At 49.6% G+C, this 26,135-nt stretch carries 20 protein-coding genes and 1 riboswitch; of the genes, 1 reads left to right on the forward strand and 19 read right to left on the reverse strand.

Annotated elements, in window-relative coordinates; genetic code table 11:
• The 18 genes from BN1360_RS24970 to BN1360_RS25050 all read right to left on the reverse strand — a co-directional run.
• On the reverse strand, window positions 1-366 hold a 366-nt coding region (locus tag BN1360_RS24970), incomplete at its 3' end, for a thiamine phosphate synthase (protein ID WP_195714325.1).
• Between the two features lie 152 nt (window positions 367-518).
• Window positions 519-1,325 (reverse strand): bifunctional hydroxymethylpyrimidine kinase/phosphomethylpyrimidine kinase, encoded by an 807-nt coding sequence (thiD, locus tag BN1360_RS24975; protein WP_068782578.1) that lies wholly within the window; start codon window positions 1,323-1,325, stop codon window positions 519-521.
• Complete coding sequence (thiM, locus tag BN1360_RS24980) at window positions 1,322-2,167, reverse strand: hydroxyethylthiazole kinase (protein WP_068782579.1); 846 nt, start codon at window positions 2,165-2,167, stop codon at window positions 1,322-1,324. Before thiM ends, thiD begins: the two co-directional genes overlap by 4 nt.
• A 299-nt stretch (window positions 2,168-2,466) precedes the next feature.
• The gene (gene tenA / locus BN1360_RS24985; protein WP_068782580.1) at window positions 2,467-3,165 is read right to left on the reverse strand and encodes a thiaminase II; all 699 of its coding nucleotides are present in this window, start codon (window positions 3,163-3,165) and stop codon (window positions 2,467-2,469) included.
• 241 nt (window positions 3,166-3,406) lie between these two features.
• A riboswitch (TPP riboswitch) is annotated at window positions 3,407-3,511 on the reverse strand.
• Window positions 3,512-3,582: 71 nt separating this feature from the next.
• Window positions 3,583-5,412: an adenine deaminase gene (locus BN1360_RS24990; RefSeq protein WP_068782581.1), complete on the reverse strand. Its 1,830-nt coding sequence runs from the start codon at window positions 5,410-5,412 to the stop codon at window positions 3,583-3,585.
• 170 nt (window positions 5,413-5,582) lie between these two features.
• Window positions 5,583-5,840: a hypothetical protein gene (locus BN1360_RS24995; RefSeq protein WP_068782582.1), complete on the reverse strand. Its 258-nt coding sequence runs from the start codon at window positions 5,838-5,840 to the stop codon at window positions 5,583-5,585.
• 195 nt (window positions 5,841-6,035) lie between these two features.
• Window positions 6,036-6,158 (reverse strand): hypothetical protein, encoded by a 123-nt coding sequence (locus tag BN1360_RS26280; RefSeq protein WP_267490895.1) that lies wholly within the window; start codon window positions 6,156-6,158, stop codon window positions 6,036-6,038.
• A 144-nt stretch (window positions 6,159-6,302) separates the two neighbouring features.
• Window positions 6,303-7,382, reverse strand: coding sequence for a Gfo/Idh/MocA family protein (locus BN1360_RS25000; RefSeq protein WP_068782583.1), 1,080 nt, complete (start codon window positions 7,380-7,382; stop codon window positions 6,303-6,305).
• 39 nt (window positions 7,383-7,421) lie between these two features.
• Window positions 7,422-8,552, reverse strand: a complete 1,131-nt coding sequence (locus BN1360_RS25005; RefSeq protein ID WP_068782584.1) for a Gfo/Idh/MocA family protein — start codon at window positions 8,550-8,552, stop codon at window positions 7,422-7,424.
• A gap of 159 nt (window positions 8,553-8,711) precedes the next feature.
• On the reverse strand, window positions 8,712-10,331 hold the full coding sequence (locus BN1360_RS25010; protein ID WP_068782585.1) for a response regulator transcription factor: 1,620 nt from the start codon (window positions 10,329-10,331) through the stop codon (window positions 8,712-8,714).
• 417 nt (window positions 10,332-10,748) lie between these two features.
• The gene (locus BN1360_RS25015) at window positions 10,749-12,476 is read right to left on the reverse strand and encodes a sensor histidine kinase (protein ID WP_068782586.1); all 1,728 of its coding nucleotides are present in this window, start codon (window positions 12,474-12,476) and stop codon (window positions 10,749-10,751) included.
• Window positions 12,477-12,581: 105 nt separating this feature from the next.
• Window positions 12,582-13,424, reverse strand: coding sequence for a carbohydrate ABC transporter permease (locus BN1360_RS25020; RefSeq protein WP_068782587.1), 843 nt, complete (start codon window positions 13,422-13,424; stop codon window positions 12,582-12,584).
• The gene (locus BN1360_RS25025; RefSeq protein WP_068782588.1) at window positions 13,421-14,380 is read right to left on the reverse strand and encodes a carbohydrate ABC transporter permease; all 960 of its coding nucleotides are present in this window, start codon (window positions 14,378-14,380) and stop codon (window positions 13,421-13,423) included. Before BN1360_RS25025 ends, BN1360_RS25020 begins: the two co-directional genes overlap by 4 nt.
• A gap of 149 nt (window positions 14,381-14,529) precedes the next feature.
• A complete protein-coding gene (locus BN1360_RS25030) occupies window positions 14,530-16,611 on the reverse strand; it encodes an alpha-glucuronidase family glycosyl hydrolase (RefSeq protein WP_068782589.1) in 2,082 nt (693 codons plus the stop codon).
• 58 nt (window positions 16,612-16,669) lie between these two features.
• Window positions 16,670-17,986, reverse strand: a complete 1,317-nt coding sequence (locus tag BN1360_RS25035) for an ABC transporter substrate-binding protein (protein WP_068782590.1) — start codon at window positions 17,984-17,986, stop codon at window positions 16,670-16,672.
• 244 nt (window positions 17,987-18,230) lie between these two features.
• Window positions 18,231-19,301, reverse strand: a complete 1,071-nt coding sequence (uxuA, locus tag BN1360_RS25040; protein WP_068782591.1) for a mannonate dehydratase — start codon at window positions 19,299-19,301, stop codon at window positions 18,231-18,233.
• Between the two features lie 197 nt (window positions 19,302-19,498).
• Window positions 19,499-19,942 (reverse strand): GNAT family N-acetyltransferase, encoded by a 444-nt coding sequence (locus tag BN1360_RS25045; RefSeq protein WP_218652962.1) that lies wholly within the window; start codon window positions 19,940-19,942, stop codon window positions 19,499-19,501.
• A gap of 138 nt (window positions 19,943-20,080) precedes the next feature.
• Entirely contained in the window at window positions 20,081-20,230 is a 150-nt protein-coding gene (locus BN1360_RS25050) for a hypothetical protein (protein ID WP_157259364.1), read from the reverse strand.
• A 146-nt stretch (window positions 20,231-20,376) separates the two neighbouring features.
• Between BN1360_RS25050 and BN1360_RS25055 the strand changes: the two genes are divergently transcribed.
• Entirely contained in the window at window positions 20,377-21,969 is a 1,593-nt protein-coding gene (locus BN1360_RS25055; RefSeq protein WP_068782592.1) for a sensor domain-containing diguanylate cyclase, read from the forward strand.
• A 167-nt stretch (window positions 21,970-22,136) separates the two neighbouring features.
• On the opposite strand, the gene BN1360_RS25060 is transcribed toward BN1360_RS25055, so the two are convergent.
• Complete coding sequence (locus BN1360_RS25060) at window positions 22,137-26,117, reverse strand: carbohydrate-binding protein (RefSeq protein ID WP_068782593.1); 3,981 nt, start codon at window positions 26,115-26,117, stop codon at window positions 22,137-22,139.
• Window positions 26,118-26,135: the final 18 nt, after the last annotated feature.

The following is a 26,135-nucleotide window of genomic DNA, read 5'->3' on the forward strand; positions in this document are numbered from 1 at the left end:
CCGCTCGCCGATACGGGCACGCACGCGGTCCGCCGCCTCGTCCTCCTGGCCGATGTGAACCCCATCGGCATCCACCGCCAGCGCCAGCTCTACATCGTCATTGACGATGAACAAAGCTCCCGCGCTGTGGCACAAGGCCCGCAGCCGCCTGGCGAGCTCCAGCCGGGCTCCCCCCGTCAGACTTCCGGGCCCTTTCTCCCGGAGCTGAACGAGTGTAACTCCGCCCTCCAGCGCCTCGCGCACGACCTTGACTGGATTTTCTTTGCAGTTCACAGTACCCACTACCAGATAGAGCTGCAAATACTCTCGCATCCGATCAGAAGAGATTCTGGCGTGTTTTCTGCCGAATTCCCCATTCCCCTTCATACCATCGTCTAACGGACCTTGATTTACCAAATCGCACTTGCCAACTTCCCATTTCCTTTTCCTCATTCCATCATTTCCCCGGGCTTCTTCCGCTGCGCTTTCCCGATCGTTTCTGCCAGCGCTTGCCTTCACAGACATCATATCCTCATTCATCAGACCTTCACCCTCCTTCGACAGTAGGCCCAATGATTGGTTGGTCCATGACCCTGCCCCAGCTCCAAGGTGTCCTCAATCGCCGCTTGGATGAAAGCGCGCGCCTCCTCAACAGCCCGCTCTACCGTCAGCCCCTTTGCCAGGCCTGCCGCGATAGCGGCCGAGAAGGTGCAGCCGGTCCCGTGCGTATGCTTGGTCTTAATGCGTCTGCCAGCGAGTCCTGTAAATGTGCTGCCATCGTACAATAGATCTATTACTCGCTCCCCATGATCATGGCCGCCCTTGATGACCACGGTTCGCGCACCATATTCAGCGATACGCTTCGCAGCTTCGCGGCGGTCCTCCATCGTACGGATTTGGATGCCGGATAGCACCTCCGCCTCTGGGATATTCGGCGTAACGATCAGGGCAAGCGGGAGCAAATGCTCCTTCATCGCCTGAATCGCTTCGGTGAGCAGCAGCGACGCTCCGCCTTTGGCGATCATCACCGGATCAATAACAACATTTCGCCAGCCGAAGCTGGCAATCTGTCCCGCGACCTGTTCTATAATTTCCGCGTTGAAGAGCATTCCTGTCTTGAGCGCGTCGACGCCGATATCCGAACCTACCGCCCTGATCTGCTCGGCGGATGCCTCAGGCGGCAACGGATATACCTTCTCAACACCAAGCGTATTCTGAACTGTAATCGCGGTAATCGCCGACATCCCAAACACATCCAGCTCCTGAAAGGTCTTGAGATCAGCCTGAATTCCGGCGCCGCCGCCGCTATCCGAACCGGCGATCGTCAGAGCTCTAGGAATACTCATCTTGATTCCCCCCCTGCAGCCATGCTATTCGGCTCAGCTATAGCTGCATACCCCTTTACTGAATGAGGATGAAGCTTAGCCAGTTCATCCAGAAAAGCAACCTGGAAACTGCCAGGACCTAACGAGGCGGTCCGCTCCGCAGCACGAGCTGCCGCCGCACCGTAATAAGCCAATCCCGCTGTGCCCGCAAGCATCATATCGCGCTCGACCGCCGCGAAAGCCCCCAGCACAGATGTCAGCAAGCAGCCTGCTCCGGTCACCTGCGTCAGCAGCACATCTCCGCCGCTGATGACCCGGTAATGGACCCCATCAGCTATAACATCTTCTTTGCCAGTAATGGCTACTATTGCATTAAATTGGCGAGCCGCCCGGAGTGCGATTTCCGCATTTGCTCCCGCACTGCTCTCGGCCGCATCTACTCCTTTAATGTCTGAGACCTCACCAACCAGGTTAGCGACTTCGGAAGCATTACCGCGAATTAGAGAAATCTTCACTTCACGAAGAATTCGCTGGGCTGACTCCGTACGAAGGCGAGTCGCCCCTACACCTACTGGGTCCAAAAGTACGGGAACACCATGAAGATTGGCTGACTTCCCGGCGATGATCATTGCGTCCACCTGCTCCGTCGACAGCGTGCCGATATTCAGTACCAGCGCACCAGCCACCTTGGCCATATCTGCTACTTCTTCCCTGGCATAGGCCATCACTGGTGACGCGCCAAGCGCAAGCAGACCGTTCGCAGTGAAATTGGTAACGACCACGTTCGTCATATTATGTACGAGCGGCCTTGCCTTCTGTACTTTAGTTAATAGTGCAGCAATATCCTGTTCGAGTGTACTCATTGCAAATCAACCCCATTCTCAAATTTGTAGTCCGGTACCCTTCCCATCTGTTTATCTGATGGCGCAATAAGTTAATAGTCCATTTCACTGCTACTCGGCGAATCACGGCAGACCAGATGATTCCCAGCCAGCATACTGAAGCTCCGATCCCTTAACTGTTCCTACCTCTACGGCTGCATCATTTCCAGCTGCATACCTAATTTCAGCTTTTATATTCATTCCGTTCCAGTTCACTTACACTCCCATTTCTGCACTCATACTCATTCAGTTCCACCACACATACACTCAAATTTCAGCTCTTATACTCTTTCAGCCCCGCTTCCTAAATTCATAGCAACCGGCCATTCTTCCTCGCGGAAGGCCATGTCCCAGAACATATATTCCAGTTGGCAGCTCAGCAGAAAATGCTCTCTCATCCGCAGCCGCTCGGCTTCGGTCACGCGCTCAGCCCAATCGTCCACATAACGGCAGAATCGTTCGGTCAGATCCGACATTCCTCCCCCGTAGAAATCGATCCAATCGTAGAACGGATGCGATTCATCCGGTTTGACTTCCTCCAGCAAACGCTGGCCGATTTCGATATAGGTCCAAGGACACGGCAGCAAAGCGGATACGATCTCACCCAGGCTGCCTTCGTGCGCAACGGTTAGCATATGGCGGATATAATGATGGGCTGAGGGAGCCAGCGGGAACCCCTGGAGTTCCTCATAAGTAACGCCAGCCACGCGGCAAAAATTGTTATGCGGGTGCACTTCGCTATGCAGCACGAAGTTGATCTGCTCGTTAAACATCTCGATCTCTTCCCGCGTCCGGCTCTTGGATATGGCAATGCCATAAATCCGCATAAAGGCGTTCAAATACTCAAAATCCTGCTTCACATAATGGATCAGCTGCTCCCGCTTCAATGTTCCGTCCGCGATCCCACGTACAAATGGATGGTTATAAATAGCTTGAAAAATAGAATCTGCTTGCTGACGAAGCTGTCTCGTAAAACTCATGATCTCCACCTCCAAATTTTTTTGAAACGATAAAAGTTGAACTATCCTCCCAAATGACTAAGTTTTCATTTGTTCAACTTGCATATCTCCTGAATAAAGAAATCCGCTATGAGGGCTGATGAACCCCCTTGATTCGCATGAATATATCAAATGCAGATGCAAATCCCTGTCCGGTTTACACAGCAAAAAGGCCGCTCCGGATATGGAGCGGCCTGTCACTTAACAAATATAGCTATAGCAATTCAGTCCGACTCCACTTTCCTACGCTAGTGCTAACTAGATCAGGTTCAAAGGGTCCAGGATTTATCCTGTCTCAGTCGTTATCACGACTCCCCTAGTGGATTTCCTATTCAATTACCTATTATTTAACTATGGCAGCAGCCGTATGTCAAATAGTGACAGTCCCTGTTGCCTGTCTTATGGCTCCTCGACGAACAAAGGAACCTTCACGAAGCCCTGCTCTGTCATCTTGAACAGACCAAGATCGGAAATACGCAGTTCAGGAATAACCACCAGCGCCAGCAGTGACAAGGTCATGAAGGCATAGTTCATTGTGCAGCCTGCTTGATACAACGCCTGGCTTACCGCACGGGATTGCTCGGCCACCTGTTCGAACGGCGCATTTGACATCAATCCGGCCACCGGCAGCGGCAGCTTGACGATCTTGTCTTCGGTAACAACCGCGATACCGCCCTGCATTTCAGCAACGGTATTTGCAGCCTTGGCCATCAGAGCATCGGAATTGCCGATGATCATCACATTATGACAGTCATGAGCAACGGTCGTTGCGATTGCAGCCGGCACATTGAAGCCAACGCGCGATGCCAGGCCTACGGTCTTATTGCCCGTTCCTTTGTGACGCTCAATGACAGCCAGCTTGGAAATGCCATCCTCTACCCTAAGGGCTACCTGTCCGTTCTCGATCCGTACATACACGAGGTCTTCGGTCGTATCCACATGGTTCTCGCGAACCCCAATAGCTCGCGCCGTCAATTCACCGGACTGGATTGGCGCTTCGATCACAAAGTCCTGCTCAGTCACAGCACGGGTAAGGTGCACCGAGTTAATAGCCTCCTGCGGATATTCGAATTCAGGCAATTCCACAGTCATCTTGCCATTCTCGGCCACAACTTGTCCAGCCGCAATCGTCATTACAACGTTCACATCGGCCAGATTTCCATCAAGGATGATAATGTCAGCGATAGAAGCTGGCGTAATGGTGCCCACGTCCCGGGCAACCCCAAAGCGTTCTGCCGTATTGATCGTCGCCATCTGGAAAGCCGTTACCGGACGTACGCCCTGCGAGATCGCATGACGAACTACAAAGTCCATATGTCCCTCATCGACAAGAGATTCCGGGCTGCGATCGTCTGTAACGAGCATCATGCGACGTGTATCAATGCCATAGTCGGTATGCGCCTTAATCGATTCGGCAACATCATGCCAAGCTGAACCGCGTCTCATTTTGGCGTACATGCCTCTTCTGACACGCTCGATAACATCCTCAGCGTTCACGCTCTCATGGCAGCCGGTAATGCCGCTGGCCGCATAAGCAGATATTCTCCAGTCATCCACCGGCCACGTATAGTGCCCGTCCGCTACTCTGCCCGCACGCAGCGTAGCCTGAATCTCTCCAATCATCTTCTCGTCACCAAATACTACGCCTGGGAAGTTCATAACTTCGCCCAAAGCGATCATATCAGGCCCCCAAGTGAAGGCTTCAGCAACCTCTGCCGGGCCGATCTCAGCGCCCGCCGTCTCCATATCCGGACCTGTAGACGGAACACAAGAAGCAACCTGCATATAAGCGGCAAGCGGGGTTTGTCTGGCTTCGTCCAGCATGAGTCTCAGGCCCGGCAATCCCAATACATTGGTAATCTCATGAGCATCAAAAAATCCGCCCGTCGTACCCTTCGGAAGCACGGCTCTGGCGAATTGGGTTGGTGTGATCTGACTGCTCTCAATATGACAATGACCGTCCAGCAAACCTGGAGCAACATAACGTCCGGCAGCATCGATGATCTTCGTATCTGCACCGATCATATGGCTGGCATCCGTCCCCACGAAGGCAATCCGGCTGCCTTGAACGCCAATCGATATACCGTCCTGAATCTCTCCGGAACATACATTGACCAGCTTCGCATTCTTGATAACCAGTGTAGCCTTCTTATCTCCCCGCGCCGTAGCAACTAGGTCAGGCACACAATCAGCAAGCTGTGGTCTGGCAAACAACTGTGATGTACTCATGATTATGAAATCCTCCCACTCAGTAATTGTGCTGCTCTAATGCCCTTAATCTCATTGGAGCCAACAGTTTCTAGATGAAACAAGCATATACAATACATTTTAGTTTTGCAATTCTTAATCCCGATTCTACTTTCCTCGGCTATTCCCAATGATAATTCAGAAAATCAAGGTTACTCGAATATAGTTGGCTTGGATTTAGGAATAAATGCATCCCGTTCCCATCCTTCCAGAATCACAATCGTATCAAGTTGAGGGTTATCCGGCCAGAAAATATACCTTTCCTGCACCAACACATCCAGAGCGGATTTGATATCCCGGTATTGACGGCCCGTTGTACGCTCTAACTCGGGCTTTGTCGGCATTCGGCGCCGCTGCGTTGAGAAGTTGTACAGAATTCGGAGCACCTTGCGTTCCAGATCATTTAACATTAGTCTCACCTCTTACAGAACATATGTTTGTATTATATGCCTCTTCCAGCAGGATAATCAATATGCGGAGGTCGTTAATATGTAAAAAAAGCCCGCCAACCCATTAAAGGTTAGCAGGCTTCTCTTATTTCGGAGCTTCCACATTTGCTTACAATATGGCCTGTTTATTAGAGGGGTATGTGTGTCAAAGATTAATTAGAAACAAAAGCTTCTTGTAATAATTACCAGCAAGATAAACAGAACCAAGATCGCTCCAGTAGAAGTCCATAATCCGCCAACTCCAGGTCCACAACCTAATCCACCAACTACTTCACCCAACGTGTATCCCTCCTTGATTAAGAGTACACACCATCATATTCCGCGATTGCAACAAATGATTAGGCATCTATCTCTGTATACTTCGCCCAATTATCGGAATACCTGTCTAGGTCGGGTCCATCGTTTCTCTACTTATCTTATCCATCATCTGGACCAGCGCTGATGCCGGGTCTCGACAACCTCACCTGATAATATCGCCTTCTCGATCATCATGCCGAGATAATGATCCTGCGACGCCTCGGCCACACTGTAGAACTCCGGTCCGCCGGCAACATAATCCCCCATCTTCTGTAAGCAGTGGGCAATAGCGATCTCGTCATCATATAATCTGGCCGGGGCATAGGGATTTTCGTACAGCCATTTCTCCCCGCACAAAATCCCTTGCAGGAAGTAGCCCTCCTGATTCTCCAGCTCCCCCTTGTTGATCCGTTTCAGCTCCAATTGGAGCGGTATCGTCGATTTCTGTTGGATCAGAACGCGACCGTCGAAGATTTCTCCGCGCTCCCCTCTGACAGACAAATGGTTCGAACGCGTCCAGGAACGGTGCTGATCCTTCGTAAAATCATATATTCCAAGGCGATCTCCAAAATCGAGCCAGGCCAAATCTCTTTGCAGTGGAATCATTCGATCCTCTGTCGGGCTCCCCTCCCGAGTTGGCCCGCCAACCCACTGCGATTCGAATCGCATTCCTCGAATTTTTACATTTTCGAATGAGATCCCCAACATTTTACGGATAAGACTTACGCCGTGATACAGATGAGATACCGATACCGTTGCCTCTGTAATTCGGCCTAATCTCCCCGACTGAATCAGGGCCAGGCGTGCTTCCTGAATCGGATGGAACTGATATTGCTCAGCCACCTGAATACGGGCACGAGTAGCAAGCAGCTGATCATGCAATTGTTCCAGTCCTTCCAGATCGGGGGCAGGCGGTGTCTCTGCCAATACCGGTATCCCTTCCTCTGCCAGCCTGCACAGATAATTCAGACCTTCATTGCCGCTTACGGAGACGACGATAAAATCCGGGCTTTCGCTTTGCAGCATCTGATCCAATGTCCGATAGGTTGATACGCCCCATTTCTTTTCCATTTCCAGCGCTTTAGCCTCATTCCTGACGACCATACCGCTAACCTGGAACCGCTCGGGCATTGCCTGAGCAATTCTGAGATAATACTGCGCGCGGAAGCCGGCTCCGCCGATAATACTGAATTTCACCGTTTTCATAGTTCCCCTCCTGACATAAGCTCCTGCTTATCTCTGCTATTATTCTTCCTCACGGGAGAGGGCTGAAATCTCCTTCTTGTGAAAGCGCGGTGCGTTCGCCAGCAGACCTTCCCGTGTATAAAATAGGCTATCTGTACTCAAAGGCAGGTTAACCGACCTGCGCATCGTCGCCGCTTCATAGATCGCGGTAATCAGTTCAATCACTTTCCGGCCCTCACGGCCATCGATCAGCACCTTAAGCGAATCATGCTCAATGGCAAGCAGGATATCATTGATCTGTCCGGCATGACCGCTGTACTTCAACGGCTCATAGCCGCTTCCAAATTGCTCGATCTTCTGCTGAAGCGCCTCATTTCGCTCCGGAAATCCGTCCGGTCGTGAAGCGGAGGCAACCACCTTCCACGGGGTTGAGATACTTGCATGCTCGCCTTGAAGGACAATCTGCCTTTCCTCGCCATGATGAACGACTGAACTTGTGACCTGGGCCAGTCCGCCTTGCTCATAACTGAAAATAGCAATCGAGAGATCCTCCACCTCCGAGTTGTTATGCGCGGCATTGCTGATTACAGCCTGTATCGACTGCGGCATCCCCATCATCCATTGCAGCAGATCGATATGATGGACGCCATGATTCAGCGTGCAGCCGCCCCCTTCCTGCTCCCAGGTTCCTCTCCACCACATATCATAGTAGCTGGAGCCTCTCCACCAGTGCGCCTCTACTTGGGCATGCAGGATACGGCCTGCCAGACCGGAATCCAGTATATGTTTAAGCTTCATGATCGAATCATCGAAGCGGCTTTGCCCAATGACAGACAGGATGCGCCCCGCTTTGTCGGCGGCTTCCAGCATGCGATCGCATTCTTCCAGAGACATCGCCATGGGCTTCTCCACCAGAACATGCTTACCCGCAAGCAAACAATCGGCTGCGATCTTCGCATGCGTATGGGGAGGTGTACAGATCGAGATTAAGTCTATATCCTTATTGTGAAGCAGCTCATGATAATCCTCAGTAACTGTGCAATCGAGCAGGAATTCTTCCTTCAGTCGGTTTGCTCTTTCCACATGTCTGTTTGCAAGCGCGACCACTTCACAACGCTGCGGAAACAGGGCATAAGCCTGAAGATGAGCTCTGGAAATAGAGCCTGTACCTATTATTGCAACGCGAATCATAAGCTCCCCCCTTACAATAAGTTCCGGCTTCATCCAATTGAGGAGCTTTGAAAAAACGCACCTCGAAGGCATTAACTTCCTCACTGAACCTTGGACTTCTTGAACTCATTTGAATGGACTTCTCTTGAATTCCCTATGAAATTTATGGTTTCAATCTTTTTATTTGATAAGCTCTGTCGGATTCATTCCCGTAACCTTCTTGAATAACGTGCTGAAGTAAGGAACATTCTTATAGCCAACCTGCTCCGCTACCTCATAGACCAGCAGATTCCGCTCCAGCAATAGCTCACGCGCCTTCTCCATCCGTACCCGGGTTAAATAGTTATTGAAGGTCTCACCGGTAATATTTTTGAAGATGATTGATAAATGGTTTCGGGAAATATACACCTTGTCTGACAAATCAGCAAGCGTCAAATCTTCGGCATAATGCTCATGAATATACTGGGTCATAAAATCGACAACCTGTCTGTGCTTGCTGCTCCCTTTCATCTGCCTGCTGTTGCATATCAGCGAGATTTTTGCTGACAGCCATTCCGCCAGCTGCTCAGGCTGGTATAACGTTAGCAGTTCTTTGGCAATCTGGTCATTTGTAAATAGATCGTCGAGGAAAATACCTGCCTCATACAAGCAATAGGTCATGATGCCCCATAACTCGCTGCCTAACATTTGTACATAATCTTTGGAGATTCCATCCTGCTTCCCAAGCTCCTCGATATACTCGGCAACGATCTGCTGCGCCTCGGCCTCCTGAGCCGTCTTCATAGCGCTGGCCAGCTTGAAGGAGAATTTAACCGGGAACAATGCAACCTGCTCCGAATCGTCTCTCATCTGTCCCTTATAATTATATAAATCGTAGGAAGGAACCATCCTCTGTTCTCGGCGATCGATCGCTCGAAAAGCCTCCTCTGTCGATTCCGGCAGCTTCGTCCAATCCTCGCGCACCTTTCCGATCCCGACACAAATAGCCAGCCTTAAGTAGCTCTTGACGTTATCGATCAGCTTGATGCCAAGCTCCCTCAGCGCCTCCTCCAACTGCGCGCAGGAGCGGCCGCGCTCGGGATGGATAATCAACACGGCCCTTGTACTATGGAGCTCTGTATACTCGATAACAGGAAACACCTTTCGCGCGACTTCGCAGACAATATTGCTGATGGCGAAGCGGAACAAATTCCAATCGGATACAGATAGCTCGTTCGCCCGGCCGTCACGAACCAGATCGATCCCCATCGCCACATGGCTGCAATCGGCCCAATACTGATAAGCCTCCGGCAGATGGGCGCCATCTTGATAGTAACGGTTAAGCGTACCTACAGCGGCAGATCTTACCCATTCCTTCTCGATAAAAGGCTCATACATCATCAGCTTATGTTTAAGCTCCACCTGGATGTTAGCCTTCTCTTCCTCTTCAACAAGCTCTTGAATAACTTTATATAAGACGCTCTTTAATGTGGGAACACTGATCGGCTTTGACACATAATCGCTAACATTGTAGCGCAGCGCCTGCCTCGCATGCTCAAAGTCGGAGTATCCGCTCAGGATAATAATTTTCCCGCCGAAACCATCCTTTCTTAAATGCTCGATCATATCCAGCCCACCCATCATCGGCATATAGATATCCGTTATGACAATATCCGGCTGTGTCTCCCGAATCATCTCTAGTCCGTCCTGTCCGTTCAGCGCTTCCCCGGCCCACTCCGCATTCAGTTCCCCCCAGGGGATGACCCGCTTCATCCCTTGCAGTACCTGGCGTTCATCATCAATAATGGCGATCTTCCGCACGATACTTACCTCCTTAAGCTATACCAAGATTCATGTATCAGGGATATAAAGTCCGCTATATAATTCAGTTCTGGACTGAAAGATTTATAACAAGGCAAACGGTAAATAAACCGCTTTCAATTTCTATAATACTTATCGGCATCTCCCATGGGTATAAGAGAGATGCACGATTTATTTAAAAATACACCGAAGTATATGAGAGATTGCTTAACAAATCCCTTTGATAGGAATACCGATCGCAGTCATCCAAAGAGAGCGGCCGCGATCCACAGAGAGGTTTTCTTGCGATACAGAATTTCATCAGCTTTCGCCGATAAGGTATCAATTCTGAACTAACATGAAGCAGCAGGGGGCTTAAATCAACAGCTGGCTTAATCAACAGCAATCCTTGAATTCAGCGTTGAAATGATCTTCTCTCTAAGCCGGCGGCTTCGTTAATAGAGGGAGGAGAATCTCGACCCGGGTCCCGCCCTCTTGCCGTTCACTGAGAGTAATTCCGTATTCCTCGCCAAAATAGCCCGCGATCCGTTCTCTGACATTGCGGATGCCGTAACCTCCGGTGCGGCGCTTCTGCTGTTCATCGACCGCTCGCGTTAAGCCGCTGCCATCATCATCGATGATAATGAATAGCGAATCTTCATAGGCTGCCAGCTTGATATGGACATAGCCATGCAGCCTTTTATTAAAGCCATGAACAATCGAATTTTCTACAAAGGGCTGTAGTGTTAGCTTGGGGATGAAGAAGGGCCGAAGCTCGGCCGGCGCATCTATCGCGTATTGCAAGCCCCCGCCCCAGCGCAATTGCTGGATCTCCAGGTAACTCTTGATATGCTCCAGTTCATCGCCAATTGTAATGAAAGTATCCCCATTGGACAAGCCGATCCGGAACATGCGTCCCATCAGCTCCAGAATCCGACTGAGCTCATCCTGTCCGGCTTCGATCGCCATCCAGTTTAACTGATCCAGCATATTATAGAGAAAATGAGGGTTAATATTAGCCTGCAGCGCTTCTATCTCTGCCTTGCGCTGCTGCTCATAACGAAGCTGCACAGACTGATACAGCTCCTCGATCCGTTCATTTTGCTTACGGTAACCTGAGAACAGATAACCGAATTCATTCTCATAGTCCGCAGACAGCTCCACATTGTTGCCCTCTACTGAATACATTCTCATTGCCGCCACCAATTCTTTGATCGGCTTCGTGAACTGTTTGCTAATATAGTGTGTCAGCAGCAGGACGATCAGGATGGCAGCAATACCGATCAGCGCAATCACCTCGGCCAATCTGAAGCTGTCCTGTGTAATCTGGTTCCAGGACGTCATCTCGATTAGAGTCCAGTTGGAATTATCCAGCTTCGAATATACGAGCAGAGAATCGCCCACATTCGAATTGCCGCGAATATGGACATAACCGGACTGCTGATCCTTCAGATCAATCCATTTAGATAGTTCGTTCTGATTTAGTACATGGCCGATCTTAACAATCTGCTCGCCTGCCATGTTGGTCATCATCCGGTTCGAACCGGCTGTATTCCCTGATAACAGAGATCGAATCTCCTCGGCTTTGATATGAATGACAAGAACACCCAGAAAGTTATCATCGTACATAATTTTCCGGGCGAAGCTAAGCACGGGAACTTCCCCCTGAAAGCTGGTCACTTCATGTTCACTACTCCAGGCGAAATCATTTTTATCCAATACATGGGACCATTCCTGCCTATTCAAATCGTTAATATCCCGAAATTGAATGTAGTACTTCGTTTCCCCTTGAAAAGGGCGGTTCATATAGAGATCAATTCCCTGTATTAAAGGGATCGAGTAGGTCAAATTAGCCAGTGCATTCTCTACGCCAACATATCTGCGGTAGCGATCATACTCATCTTTTTTGTTCATCAGAAAAGTAATCAACTCATAGTCGCGGGAGGTCGATAGTGAGACTTGCTCGATCATCAGAAGCCGCGTCGTAATCTCATTGTTCAGCTCATCCAGCAGCTGCTGCTGATAATGTGAGGTAGTCCGCACCAGCGCTTTCGATGAGATGCTATAGCTTGTCCAGGCAATCAAAGCGATGACGATCACGATCACACCCGAGAACAGATAGAAGAAAAGCCGGTCGATCCTGAATTTCTTGAAAGGGTTAGTCATGCTAGTCTGCTTCCTCCAATCGCGAAATGAGAAAGAGCGGTAAAGCCGCGAACAAAACAGTTCATCGCTTTACCGCATATAAGCATAGGGATGTTGCCCTTCATTTTATCCTTTAATGCCAGTCGTAGCAATACCTTCTACAAAGTGTTTTTGCAGGAACATGAACACGAGTGTAGCAGGTACGATAGAGACTAACGACATAGCCAGCAATTGTCCCCATTCCTGAGCGGATTGGGAATCGTTAATCATTCGCAAAGCCAGACCTACTGTATATTTATCAACCGAGTTAATATAGAGCAAATGCCCCAGGAAGTCATCCCAGTTCCACAGGAAGCAGAAGATCATCACAGTTACGATCGCCGGCTTCGTCAACGGCATAACGATTCGCCAGTAGATGCCAAACCAGCTGCAGCCGTCGATTTTGGCCGATTCATCCAGCTCTTTCGGAATCCCCCGTACGAACTGGATCAGCAGGAAGACGAAGAAGGTTCCGCCGGCACCCGTTGCCAGCAGGTGAGGTACGATGAACGGAAGGTACGTATTTACCCAGCCCAATTTATGGAACAAAGCATATTGCGGGATAATCAGTACTTGTCCAGGCATCATAATCGTCAACATCAGCAGAGAAAACCAGAAATTTTTAAGTGGAAAATCCAATCTGCCGAATCCGAATGCCACAAGCGTACAAGAGAGCAACGTAACGATTAACACGGCAATTTCAAGCCCGAAGGTGTTGAGATAGAAATCGGTAAAGGAATGACCCGGCACTGAATTCCAGCCTTTTGTGAAGTTGCTCCACTGAGGCACGGACGGAAATATATTGGGAGAGCTCATCTCTGTGTTGTCTTTTAATGCTGCCCCAATCCACCAGAGGACTGGGTATACCATCAATAAGCTGAACAGGATCATAAAAATATGACGGAAGGTTGCTTTCCATTGTTTGGTCATTTTCTCTTCTTCCCTCCTGTTTCTTCGTAGAATACCCAGTATTTCGAAGTACCTGCGATAATAAGCGTAGCCGCGACGATCATAATAAGCATGATCCAGGCCAGAGCAGAAGAGTAGCCTAATTGATAACGGCTAAATGCACGTTCATATAAGTAGAGAGCATAGACATATGTCGAGTTCATCGGTCCTCCATTCGTAATAACGAACGCGGAGGTAAACATTTGGAACGAGTTAATGACCGCCATGATCAGGTTGAAATACATAATAGGCGAGAGCATCGGCAACGTAATCTTGAAAAATTGTACGAACTTGTTCGCGCCATCCACTCCGGACGCCTCATACAGGTCGGATGGAATCTGCTTCAGCCCCGCCAGGAAAATAACCATCGTCGAACCGAACTGCCATACGCTCAGCAGGACCAGCGTTCCGAGCGCCGTATCGGGGTTCGTGATCCAGCCCTTCCCCGCAATACCGAATACGGCGATAATCTTATTGAACACACCGTCTACGCCGAAGATATTCCGCCACAAGAGCGAAACCGCGATACTGCCGCCGATCAGCGAAGGGAAATAAATCGCTGTACGGTAGAAGGTAATCCCCTTGATCGCCCGGTTAAGCACCATCGCCACCAATAAGGCGAAGATCAGCTTAAGCGGAACGGAAGCCAGCACATACATAAAAGTGACTTTAACGGATTGTACGAATTTGGCATCGGCAGTGAAAATTTGATCGTAATTCTTAAGCCCAATCCAGTTGATAGGTTCCATTAAGGTATAGTCTGTAAAGGAATAATACAAGGATAGAAATAACGGATATGCCGTAAGACAGAAGAAGCCGATCAGCCAAGGCGAAATGAATAAATAGCCTGCGATGGGGGCGTTCCATCTGCTTAGAAAAGGACGGCGTTTCTTAGGGGTCTTGACCGCAGTCGCGGAGACGGCCGTAGAACTTTTCATATGTGCTCACCTCTTGTAGTCAGTTTATATATTAAGTATATAGGCGGCCCAATGGGGACTAAAGGAGAGGAATCCTCGAAATCTTTCAAAATATAACGAAAAAAAGAAGAAGCATTCCGCCTCTCCTTCTTATTGGAAACCATGCAAAATTAATAAATCTCTCTACCTTGCTCATCAGCAATACCGCATCTGCGATAGAAATACGTATTAATCCGGTCGCGCCACTCTTTGGCGTGCTCGGCTTGCTCAGCCAGACGCTCCGCCACCTGCTGATACAGCCCTTTGTCCATATGATCCGCAAGCTGCGCCCATCTGTCCGTAAGCTCGGCAGCCCGCTCCGCGCCTTCAAAGTGGGTATCATAGATATGCTGAATGACAGTCTTGCCGGAGTGCAGCACATGCGTATAAGGCACGTGATGGAAGAAGAGCAGCAGATGGTCAGGACAAGTGTCCAGCGACTCATAGACCTCGAAGTTTCCCCCCACATATTGCGTGGTATATCCCGTACCCGTCGCTTGAGTCCGGTCTACACCGACCCCTTGCCAATCCGCAAAATGATAGGTTCCCCACATCGAATACTCATACCCCTCGACGTCCGGGCCGTAATGATGATTTGGACTTACCATAAAGCCTACGCCAAGCGGAGCGGTATATGCCTCGTAAATGCCCCAGGAATCCATCAATAACCGCAGGATAACGTCAACCAGGCCAGCCTCTCCGCCGAAGGTCATACGAATCCATTCCTCCGCGATTTGCTCTGAGGACAGCTCCGGGTTCCAGGCCAGGCGGCCGTATCCATACAGGTTCGCCTGCGCCAGCAGATGACCGGTCCAGTTGGCATCATTACCGATATTCGATACCGCGGCAAAACCGCTGTAACGGCTGCCATGCAGGCTGCCGTCAACGATGCGCTTCACGGCCGAGCCCTCGCCTTTGATATGGGTGTCGAATTCAAGCACTTCTTTCCACTGCGGAACCAAATAACATACGTGACGCTGCTGGCCTGTGTATTCCTGCGTGATCTGGAATTCAATTACCTGGTTCGTCGCAGGCATTGCCCCAATCAGTGGGGATACAGGCTCGCGCACCTGAAAATCAATCGGACCATTCTTCACTTGCAGAATGACATTCTCTTTGAACTGCCCATCCAGCGGCTTGAAATGATCGTAAGCGGCCCGCGCCCGATCCGTCTTCCGGTCGCGCCAGTCCTGCTTGCAGTTATAGACGAAGCAGCGCCAGATCACAATGCCGCCATAGGGTTCAAGCGCTTCGGCAAGCATATTCGCTCCTTCAGCATGATTACGACCGTATGTGAACGGTCCCGGACGGTTCTCCGAGTCAGCCTTCACCAGGAAGCCACCGAAATCCGGAATCGCTGCATACACATCAGCTGCCGCCTTGCGCCACCAATCGCGGACAGCAGGCTCAAGCGGATCGGCAGTAGCAAGTCCGCCAATCTCCAACGGGCTGGCATAGTTCACACTTAGGAACAGCTTGATGCCATAGGCGCGGAAAATATCAGCCACTCCGGCTACATCAGGCAGATATTCCGGTGTAATCAGCATCGTCTCATATTTATGAACATTCACGTTATTAATGGAGATTGCATTTATTCCGGAAGATGCAAGCAGCCTCGCATAATCACGGATGCGCTCCAAGTCGCTCGTAATCTTGTTGTCTGCATAGAAGATCGATTTGCCGGCGTAGCCACGCTCGATGCTGCCGTCGATATTATCCCATTGATTGACCATTCGCAATTGATTAACCGGATTCTCCAGAATGTCCAGACCGGCAAGAGGAGTGCCCGTGCCAAGCAGTCGCAACAAATGGAAGACTCCGTATAGAATACCGACGGAGGATACCGCGCCGATCGTGATGCAGCCAGTCAAGTTGTCTGTTCGAATGACATAACCTTCCTCGCCAACCCTCAAGGAGGTTCCTTCCTGAAATGCTCCATCAATCACAGCACTGCTGCCCAAGATCCCAAGCGCAATACCTGGAGATGGTTCTTGGCTGCTTAATACTGCAGGTGCTTGACCAAGCATCCCTTCAAGACCCCGGGTCAACTCAGCGATGGCAGCCTGGATGATCACGTCACGCTCCGCATGTTCCTCTATCATGATGCGATTATATGGCAAGTACTGCTCGCGCAAATTACCGGATGGTATTCTGCGATACCCGAGCCAGGCCTGATAGCCGTCCCCTGGATGTGGAAATGCAGGTGTATTCATAAGGTAGTCCTCCTAATGCTAAGACCCGGGACGAATCGTCCCGGGCTTCAGCTCTATATTATTTTTCATATGCCTTAGAAGCTTCCTTCAATTGGTCAAAAGCTTGCTCTGGAGTAATCTTGTTGAAGCTGAGCTGATCGCGGACAAGCAGCCAGTCTTTATCGATGAAGTTCGTCCAGCCACCAGCACCCGCAGACCAGGTTTGTCCGTCTGGCTCAGTTGCACGCAACAATTCCAGACCCACTTTATCGACATCGCTCATGCCAGCTTCAAGCGCGTTCGCATTGTCTTTGTTCGCAGGCAATCCACGCTGCGTACCCAGAATTTTTGCTGCTTCTGGATCATTCAGGAACCAGTTAACGAATTCCTTTGCTTCCGCTTCATGCTTAGTGCCTTCCGTTACAGCCAAATACATGGATGGCTTCAGCCAACCGCCAGCTTCTTCCGAACGAGGCATCGTCACCAAGGCGTAGGCTGCTGGATGCAAGCTGTCCCAAGAACCGTAGTTATTGGAGAAGCTCAGACGAAGCAGGATTTTGCCTGCGGCCATCAGGTCCATTTGCGGGTCAAATTCTTTGTCTGAAGAGTTCACATCCGCTGGAGGCACGATCCCTTCCTTGCGCAGCTCTTCGAACTTTCTTGTCCACTCCAGGAAAGTATCCTGATCAATGTTGAATTTGCCGTCATCTGTTATAACCTGGCCTTTGCCTTTGCTGTACTGGAATGCAGAGTAAGCAAAGTAATCGCCTGCAAAGTCCTTGGTGAAGTATTGACCGCTTGGAAGCTTAGACTTGGAGTCCTTAGCCAAAGCGAAGAAGTCGTCCCAAGTCCAGCCGTTCTGAGGATTGCTGATGCCCAGCTTATCCATCGCGGCTTTATCATAGATCATTCCATAAGCTACCGATCCGAGGGGAACCGCATATTGTTTGCCATCGGATTGTCCACCGGCCAGCAACTTCGGATCAATCTTGCTTACATCAACTTCCGAGGTCAGCTCGACAAGCTGGTTGCGTGCCGCCCAGTCCGGAGTCCAGCCTGGATCCAATTGAACGACATCCGGTGCGTTCTTGGCCGCTGCCTGTGTAGACAGCTTGTCCAAGTAACCGTCCATACCGGAATATTCAGGTTCAAATGTAATGTTAGGATGATTCTTGGTGTATAGTTCTAATGCTGCCAATGTCGCTTCATGACGTGGTTGTGAGCCCCACCACATAATGCGAAGTTTTACTTGCTGATCCCCTGCCGCCGCTGTCGAATTGCCAGCTTTGTCTGATGGCGTGTTGTTCTTTGCTTCTCCTCCGCCACCACAGGCAACCAGCGATCCCAGCAGAGTTGTAGCTGCCAAAACTGTCAGGAAACGCTTCCATTTAAACATCCTTAAACCCCTCCTGTTTTGAATCAATAATTTCTTGCTGTGTTTTTATATTATCAATTCAATATGAAGGTTCATATAAGAATGATCCACGATTTATTTTAAAATAGCCCGAAAATAACCCTTAATAATAAGAAATTTTGCAATTAAAAGGAATTAAATTAAAATATATACCAATAAATGACTCCCGACATCTATCCTGATTGAAGCTTTCGATCTGTTTCTGTCGGGAGACGGGAAATTTGACCTACCGATTCTTCTCTCGTTCCAGGGAATCCCACACTCCCCATAAGTACATAATGCCTAGCGCGCGATCATACAGCCCATACCCTGGGCGGCACTTCTCTCCCCATAAATGACGGCCATGATCAGGACGGGCATAACCGGTGAATCCGTTCTCATGATACGCCTTAACGACATCCGTAATGTCCACGGAGCCGTCCTTGGCCCGATGCGAGGTCTCGATGAAGTCTCCATTATCGTACACACGAACATTGCGAATATGAGCAAAAGGAATGCGGTCTGCATAGGTACGGATAATATCAGCGACATCATTATCACGGCTTGAGCCCAGGGAACCCGTGCACATCGTCAAGCCATTGGAAGGACTGTCGACGAGCTTCAGCAGACGGCCGATATTCTCTTTATTCGTAATAATACGCGGCAAGCCAAAGATTGAGTATGGAGGATCATCGGGATGAATTGCCATTTTAATGCCACTGGCTTCGGCCACCGGGACAATCTCCTGTAGGAAATACTGCAGGTTCGCCCACAGATCCTCTTCCGACACTTGCTTGTAGGCTTCAAACAGCTCGCCTAGATGCTGCAGGCGCTCCGGCTCCCAGCCTGGCATCGTTATTTCCGAAGTGTAGCTCTCCATTCTGCGCACAAGTTCGAACGGGTCGATGTCGTCTACAATCGCTTTCTCAAAGAACAGCGCCGTAGAGCCATCCTCCAATTCCTTGAACATATCCGTACGCGTCCAGTCAAAGACCGGCATAAAATTGTAGCAGATTACTTTAACGCCGGCCTGTCCGAGCTTCTCAATCGTGCGCTTATAATTCTCTATATATTTGTCGCGGGACGGACGTCCAAGCTTGATATCCTCATGTACATTCACACTCTCTACGACATCGATGTGAAAGCCATGCTTCTCAATATAAGCTTTCTCGGCCATGATGCGTTCTATCGGCCATTCTTCTCCAGCAGCTAAATCATGCAGCGACCATACGATACCTTCTACACCCGGGATTTGCCGTACCTGATCCAGCGTCACCGAGTCATTGCCTTGCCCATACCACCGGAATGTCATCTTCAAGATTGCTTCCTCCTTAACAATGTTAACGTGTGCAAAAATGATAATACATATTGTTGCTTAAGCCTATTATTGTTCCCTGAGGCGTGTAAGTCAACAGAATTTACAACAAGACAGGGATCATCCCGCACCCAATAGGAGGCGCTTTGAGATAATCCCTGTTTCCAATAGACGCAAGTAAGATCAACGTCTTAACCGTATTATTTTCCTTTGTACATTTGAACGTAGTCAAGCTGTTTATATCCTTTGTTCTTATAGATGTTGATTGCGCGTTCGTTCGCTTCCTCCACCTCAAGGCGGATTCGGGCTGCCTTTCCTTTATAAGCTTCTTCGATAAAGTCCATATATTCCTTACCGATGCCTCTGCCCTGGAATTTCGGAAGAATATAAATTTCCTCTACCCAAACCACCAGGCCCCCGGCTTCGTTCGAATAAGTTATCGAGAGCAGGGAATATCCCGCCGCCTCGTCATCGCATTCAAAGATATAGCCGTCGATATAAGGACTGCCGGCCATTAACTCATCGAAGGTCTTTCGAATGAAGCTCTCGGGAATGCTGTGTAGAACCGCATCTGAGTGATAGAACTCATTGGACATTTCCACAAAAGCTTCCCTGTCTTTTTGTTCCATTTTTCTAATCATCATTCTGTACCTCTTCGTTAGTATTTGACGGACATCTGCCCGTTCATCTATTATATTCTACCGATTTACTGGAATCAAATGGATGCTTCTCCGTTTTAACGCAGGAAACGAATGTCTCCTTATATTGGAAATAACTCTTCCTTATCGCCGACCTCTTTTCTGCATGATTGGCACAAGCCTCTGACCACCCCAAAGTTGTTTGCATAAAATATCAGCTTTTTCTCCTGCTTGCATCGGGAACATTTCTGGACTAGCTTGTCCTCCTTTTTGACGAACCACTTTCTCATGCATAGGTCCTCCTTCATTTCGGAATCTGCTTCCATATTAACATGAATCTGCCTTAGCTATATTCCTGGCATACGCTCTGTTATATAATGTGTTATAACTCAGGGCAGGATTGTCCATTACATCATAATTTAAGCAGGCGGGATGAGGCATTGAAATCCATTATCAAAAGAGGAATTACCCTTCGGTTCACCATTTCACTACTGGTTATTGCGGCTATTTTGCTCACGATGCTGACTAGCATTACATCTGCTTTACAGGTTAACCGTACCTCCTTGATCGACAATTATTTGAATAAGAATGAATCCTATTCCAAAAAGCTGGCTTTTAACACAAATGAGCTATTAACAACAATGCAAGAGAATATTGCAGCGATCGCCTCCATATCCGTACGGGGGAATGAACTCAATCCTCAAATGATTGATGATCTCTATCAAGCGAACCGCGAATATTTCAACTCTATCGTCATTGCGGATGCTGATCGGGTCGTGCAGGCTTATAGCCCTCAGGATATTGGAATATCTATTGGAGATAAGCTGAACTCCAAGCAGAGTAAGGAAGCAGTAATTTTGAAAAACTCCTTCATCTCCGAGCCCTACCGTACGACGAATACAGATCGGCTAATCATCCTGGTATCAGCACCCATCGTAGATCATGAAGGAAACTATAAAGGGTTTGTCGGGGGAACGATTTATCTGGAGGAAGATAATGTGCTGAGTACGATGCTCAGGAAGCATTTTTTCGGCGACGGCTCTTATGTGTATGTTGTAGATAAAAATGGAGATCTGATCTTTCATTCGGAGCAAGCGCGGGTAGGACAGCATATTAAGAATGAAGCCGTAGAGACGGTTATCTCGGGGCAAAGCGGTTCCCGGAAGATCACCAATACTCCAGGCAAAATCTTCTTAGTAGGCTATGCATACGAGCCCAAAAGTTCCTGGGGAATCGTATCGCAGACTCCTTACGAGGTGATCAATCAACCGCTGCGGCAGCTGGTTCAGAGAATGCTGTTACATGCCATGCCGTTCCTGTTGTTGATTCTGGTTCTGGCCTGGTGGATCGCAAGCCGGATCGCCAAGCCGCTCAATACATTGGCACAATTCTCGGACGAAGCTATGCTGAACCCCGTGTCTGCCCCAAACGTGCCGGACATTCACTCTTACTACTATGAGGTTAGTTTATTGTCGCGAAGCGTCAAAATTGCATTGCAGAGCATGAATCGGGATCTGACAAATTTAAGACATAAAGTGAACATCGACGGGTTGACCGGTCTTGTCAACCGCAGAGGTTTCGACAGCCTGATCGCTGAATGGATCGAGAGCAAGCCTTCTTTTATTCTGATTCTGTTCGATATCGACCATTTCAAACAGGTGAATGATACCTACGGGCATGTCGTCGGCGATGCTGTGCTTCGCTATTTGGCGCAGCTGATGCAACAGCTTCTCTCCAACGAAGATATAGCTTTCCGTTATGGCGGCGAGGAGTTTGGCATTTTAGTCAGGCATGGAGAGCTGGACAGAGCCAAAGCCCTGGCAGATCGGCTGCGCGCGCAGCTTGCCTCAACGATCAGTCCGACCGGCCAACCGATTACGGTCTCTGCAGGCATCTCATCGTTTCCGGCCCACGGCCAAACCGCCGAAGAGCTGGTGATGCGGGCGGATGAAGCACTATATGATTCCAAAGAGAACGGCAGGAACAAGACTACTGTATTTATGGTCAAGGAATTGCAAAAATTGGACCGCTAGCATGATATATCAATCTATTAAGCCTAAAAACCAGGTGCAGCGCCAAAATTGGCGCTGCACCTGGTTTTCTATGAGGTCATCCTTTAATGTAATTACCTCCACCCGAACCAAACCGCTACTGAACCGCTCCCGGCTCCTCCCCCCGGATATTAGCCGTACGGCAACAATCACCAATTATTGCCTGATACTCTGTTCACCGTAAAGTTCGGACTCTTGTCTTCGCCATAAATCGCGCGAACGCCCGGGTTATTTACTTTCACATTCGTGAAGCTGGCTTGGCCAACGACCGGACCTTGCCCTTGCTCCGCACTAACCACAAGCTTGATACCGTAACGGCTCGGATTGTTGATATTGACATTCTCAATGCGGACATTTTGCATCGCCAGATTCTCCGGCGATTTCGTCTGGAACATCAGCCCGAAGTATACCGGGTTATTAATATCAACGTTCTTAACCAGAATGTTCTTGAAGGCTCTGTCTGCTCCAAACAACCAAATCGCCCCGAAGTTCTGGTATTCGTTAATCTTGTCGTCTGCACCTGCACTGGTCCAGAAATCTCCGCCTGTTCTATCCAAGGTTACTCCGTCAATCACCGTATCCTTGTCCCCAAAGCCTAAGGTGTTGTACCCAAAGCTCAAGCTGCTGATCGTAATTCCCGGGTAAGTCAGCGTATCCGCGCCATAGAGGTTCTGGAACAGGTTATCGGAACCGCCGTATACCGCAAATGCCGCTGCGCGCCGGACGCAGGTTGCCGTCAGGTTGGTATACTTGTTGCCGACATTATAAGAACCTCCCGCATCAATCGCACTGAATAAGGCGAAGGAATCGTCGCCAGTTCCCCGGGCATAGTTGTTGTCGATCACATTATAGGAGGAACCGTTCGTCATGTTGATCCCGTCTGCGAACATATTTTTGATCCGATTGTCCTTAAAGGTGTTGTTGGAAGAGTTAACTCCCCAATACAGACAGATAAAGTGCTCAACCCAAAGATTCTGAAGGGTCACATTCTTCATTCCGTTGCCGTCTATAAATTTGCCGGGGCCGTCCACTCTGTAGACGTAGTTCCCCCAGGCGGATAAATCGCGGATCGTAGATCCGTCCGCCGTAGAGCTAATATTAAAGCCGACATCGGTATTGGTCTGATTTTTCGGAGCTACCAGCTTCGTATGCCAAGGACCTGCGCCAATAATCTCCGTCGCTCTTCCATACAGGAATATCTTGCTATTAATTGTCCATTCGCCTGCAGGAATGAAGATTCCCTTCTTCGTCTGATCCTGTCTGAATTCATTCAAAGCCTGCTCAATGGACTTGCTGGCAGACACTTCGACATATTTGCCAGGATCAGGATTGGAAGCCGGCGGTGCGACATTTTCCGTCTCCAATAGATCGACATAAATCCATGGTACGTCCCCGCTATCCTTCTGGATCTTGATCTTCGTTCCGGCCGGGAACACTTCATTCAGCAGCAGCTGGGAATCCTCATAGAGCCAGTAGGCCGTCAGTCCTGACCCTGGTTGATTGTCATATCCCAATTGCCCCAGCGTGCTTGGAGTCGCATACACATGAGAGTACTTGGAAGTTACCGTAAAGGTGCCTTTCTTCACGTCATTCGCATAAATACTAACGGTTCCTGTTGTATTTTCGGCCACGGAACTCCGAAGCACAAATGCGTTAGCCGAGGAGGTTAATGTGAACTCTACATATTTCCCCGTATTATCGAGGTAGACCGCCGAACGTCCTGAAGCTTCACCTGCATAATCGCCAGGCTTGAAGTTTGGAGCGAGAATCGTCCCGTTCGTCTTGTTCGCAGGCGATTCCGCCTCGATGATGGTAAACGGCATATTCGCGCCGCGTCCAATATACATCCCGCTGGAACTGGAATTATTATCCTGCTTTGCCGGAATCTCATTGGCATCTGCGGCAACCGTAGCGGTCACAGCATAATTGCCGTTGGCAGCGGTCCAAGTACCCAGCGATACATTAGCCGATCCTCCTGCGGATAGGCTGCCATTATATGTCCCGTTTAAAGAGCGTACGGTATTCCCTGAGCTGTCCTTCAGCACAAGGGTAACGGCATGCGCACCGCCAGAGCTGGCGATATTGCCCTGATTCTTCAAATTCACAGAGAAGGTTACCGTATCTCCGGCGCTGGGATTACCCGGCGACCAGAGCGCTGTCGCAATAAGGTCGGAGCTTGGAACCTCGCTTACAACCAGAGGCGTTGGGCTCACCAAGCTGTTGTTCGTCTTGTCCCACTCCACAATCGTGTTGCTCTCATCAACAACGGCGCTAACCGTATAGGAAGCAGCAGTCTTGGCACCTATATTCACAGATACGTTTTGGGAAGCCCCTTGCGCCAAGGCACCGACGGCAGCGGTTCCGGCCAAATTGTTATTAAGATAAAACTTCACCGTAGTTGCCGGAGAGGATGCTGTCCCGATATTCTTGATGAGCGCTGTTAAAGTAATCGGTGCGGTCTCATTCGGGGTAGCTGGGCTCCATGATACACTGGAGACCGTAAGATCCGGACTTGGAGCCGGGGTACCCAGGATCTGCAATTCTGCTACTTGCCCGGCCGAAGAGCCTGTATTGCTTGTGAAGACAAGACGTACATCTGCGGCGGTTGCTGTGACCGGAATCGTTACCGTATTGCCTGTAGCCGGGTTAAATGTGTACGGTGCTGCGGAGACCAGGTTGACGAAGCCGGAAGCATTCTGCTCCCGCCCGAGCACTTGGATCGTCTGTGTCCGGGTTCCCCATGCCGAGGACGGATTCAGCTTCAGTACAATCGAGGTAATATTGGCATTCGCGCCCAGACTGGCGGTTAATTGGTTCGGATAAGAGTTCGGCGCTCCTTCCCAATAGGTATCCGTGTCCCCGTCATTCGCATTGGTCGCAATAAATGTATGAACTGTTGAAGAGGCGGTGATCGGTTTATTCAGAGCCAGATTGCTGCCGGAAACCCCTTCACCGACACGTGTAACGGTATTGCTCCGCGGTGAGGAATCGCCCGCAGCATCCTTAGCGATGACATAATATGTGACAGTGGCACCGGAAGGCTGGTTGTCAGTATAAGCAAGGGTTGAACCGTTCACTGTACCTCTAAGCTGATCGTTTGCGTATATTTCATAGCTCTGGACACCTGTACTTCCTGTAGAGGCATTCCAGGTTAACAATATCGTTCCGGGCGCAGGTTGTGAATAGGCTAAATTGCCAGGTGCCGTTAACGGTTGCGTGACCGTATCGCCTAGCTTGAAATTAATCCAGTTCAAATTGAAATCAGGTCCGCCGGCATATACGCGCAGCGTCTGCAAGCCTTGAGTTAGGGGCACCGTTGCCGTGACGGTCTGCCAATTTTGCCAACCCCCCGTATTCGGAACCGAGGTCGTAGCCAGTGTCGTCTGCCCGGAGCGCAGCTGAATTTCTCCCGCATTCGTATTGCTGGCGATACGATACTCAACCGTATAGGTTCCCGACTCCGCCACATTAACGAAATAATCCATCCAATCTCCGGTATTGATCCAGCCAACATTCAAGCCGCCGCCAGTATCGGAGGTGGACTCCGTTTGTACGCCAGACATGGCATCCCAGGCTTCGGCTTCAATCTTGCCCGGGATCGGTTTGGCCGTCGGTGCAGAAGCACCATACACCTCGACCTCTGACAATTGAGCCGCTGACCAGCCTGTATTTGCCGTAAAATGAACTCTCACATACTGCGTATTTGTTGAAGGAAAATCAATCGTGACCGTATTGCCTGTAGCGGGATTAAATGTGTAGTCTGCTGAATTGACGATATTGAAGAAATCCGTCCCGTTCGCGCTGCCTTGAATGGATAAGGTTTGTGTTCTTGTCTCCCAGCCAGCCGGAAGCTTAAGCACGACCTCTTCAACATCCACTGAACCACCAAGAGGAATCTGAATCCATTGCGGAAATGCATGATTCGTACTCTCCCAGTAGGTTCCTTGATTCTCATCCACAGCGTTACTGGCCACGTATACATCTGCATAACCACTGGAGGTTACGCTTTTGCCCGCCGCAAGGTTCGGACCTGTTGCAGCAGAAGCTTCGATATGAAGTCCGATACTGGAAAAGAAGGCCGAGAAAATAATAGACGCTATCAACGACCAAGCGACAAACCTATTTCGCATCTTGTTCCTTCCTCCTAA

Origin of the sequence: Paenibacillus sp. GM2 (genome assembly GCF_900069005.2) — a bacterium.
GTDB lineage: Bacteria > Bacillota > Bacilli > Paenibacillales > Paenibacillaceae > Fontibacillus.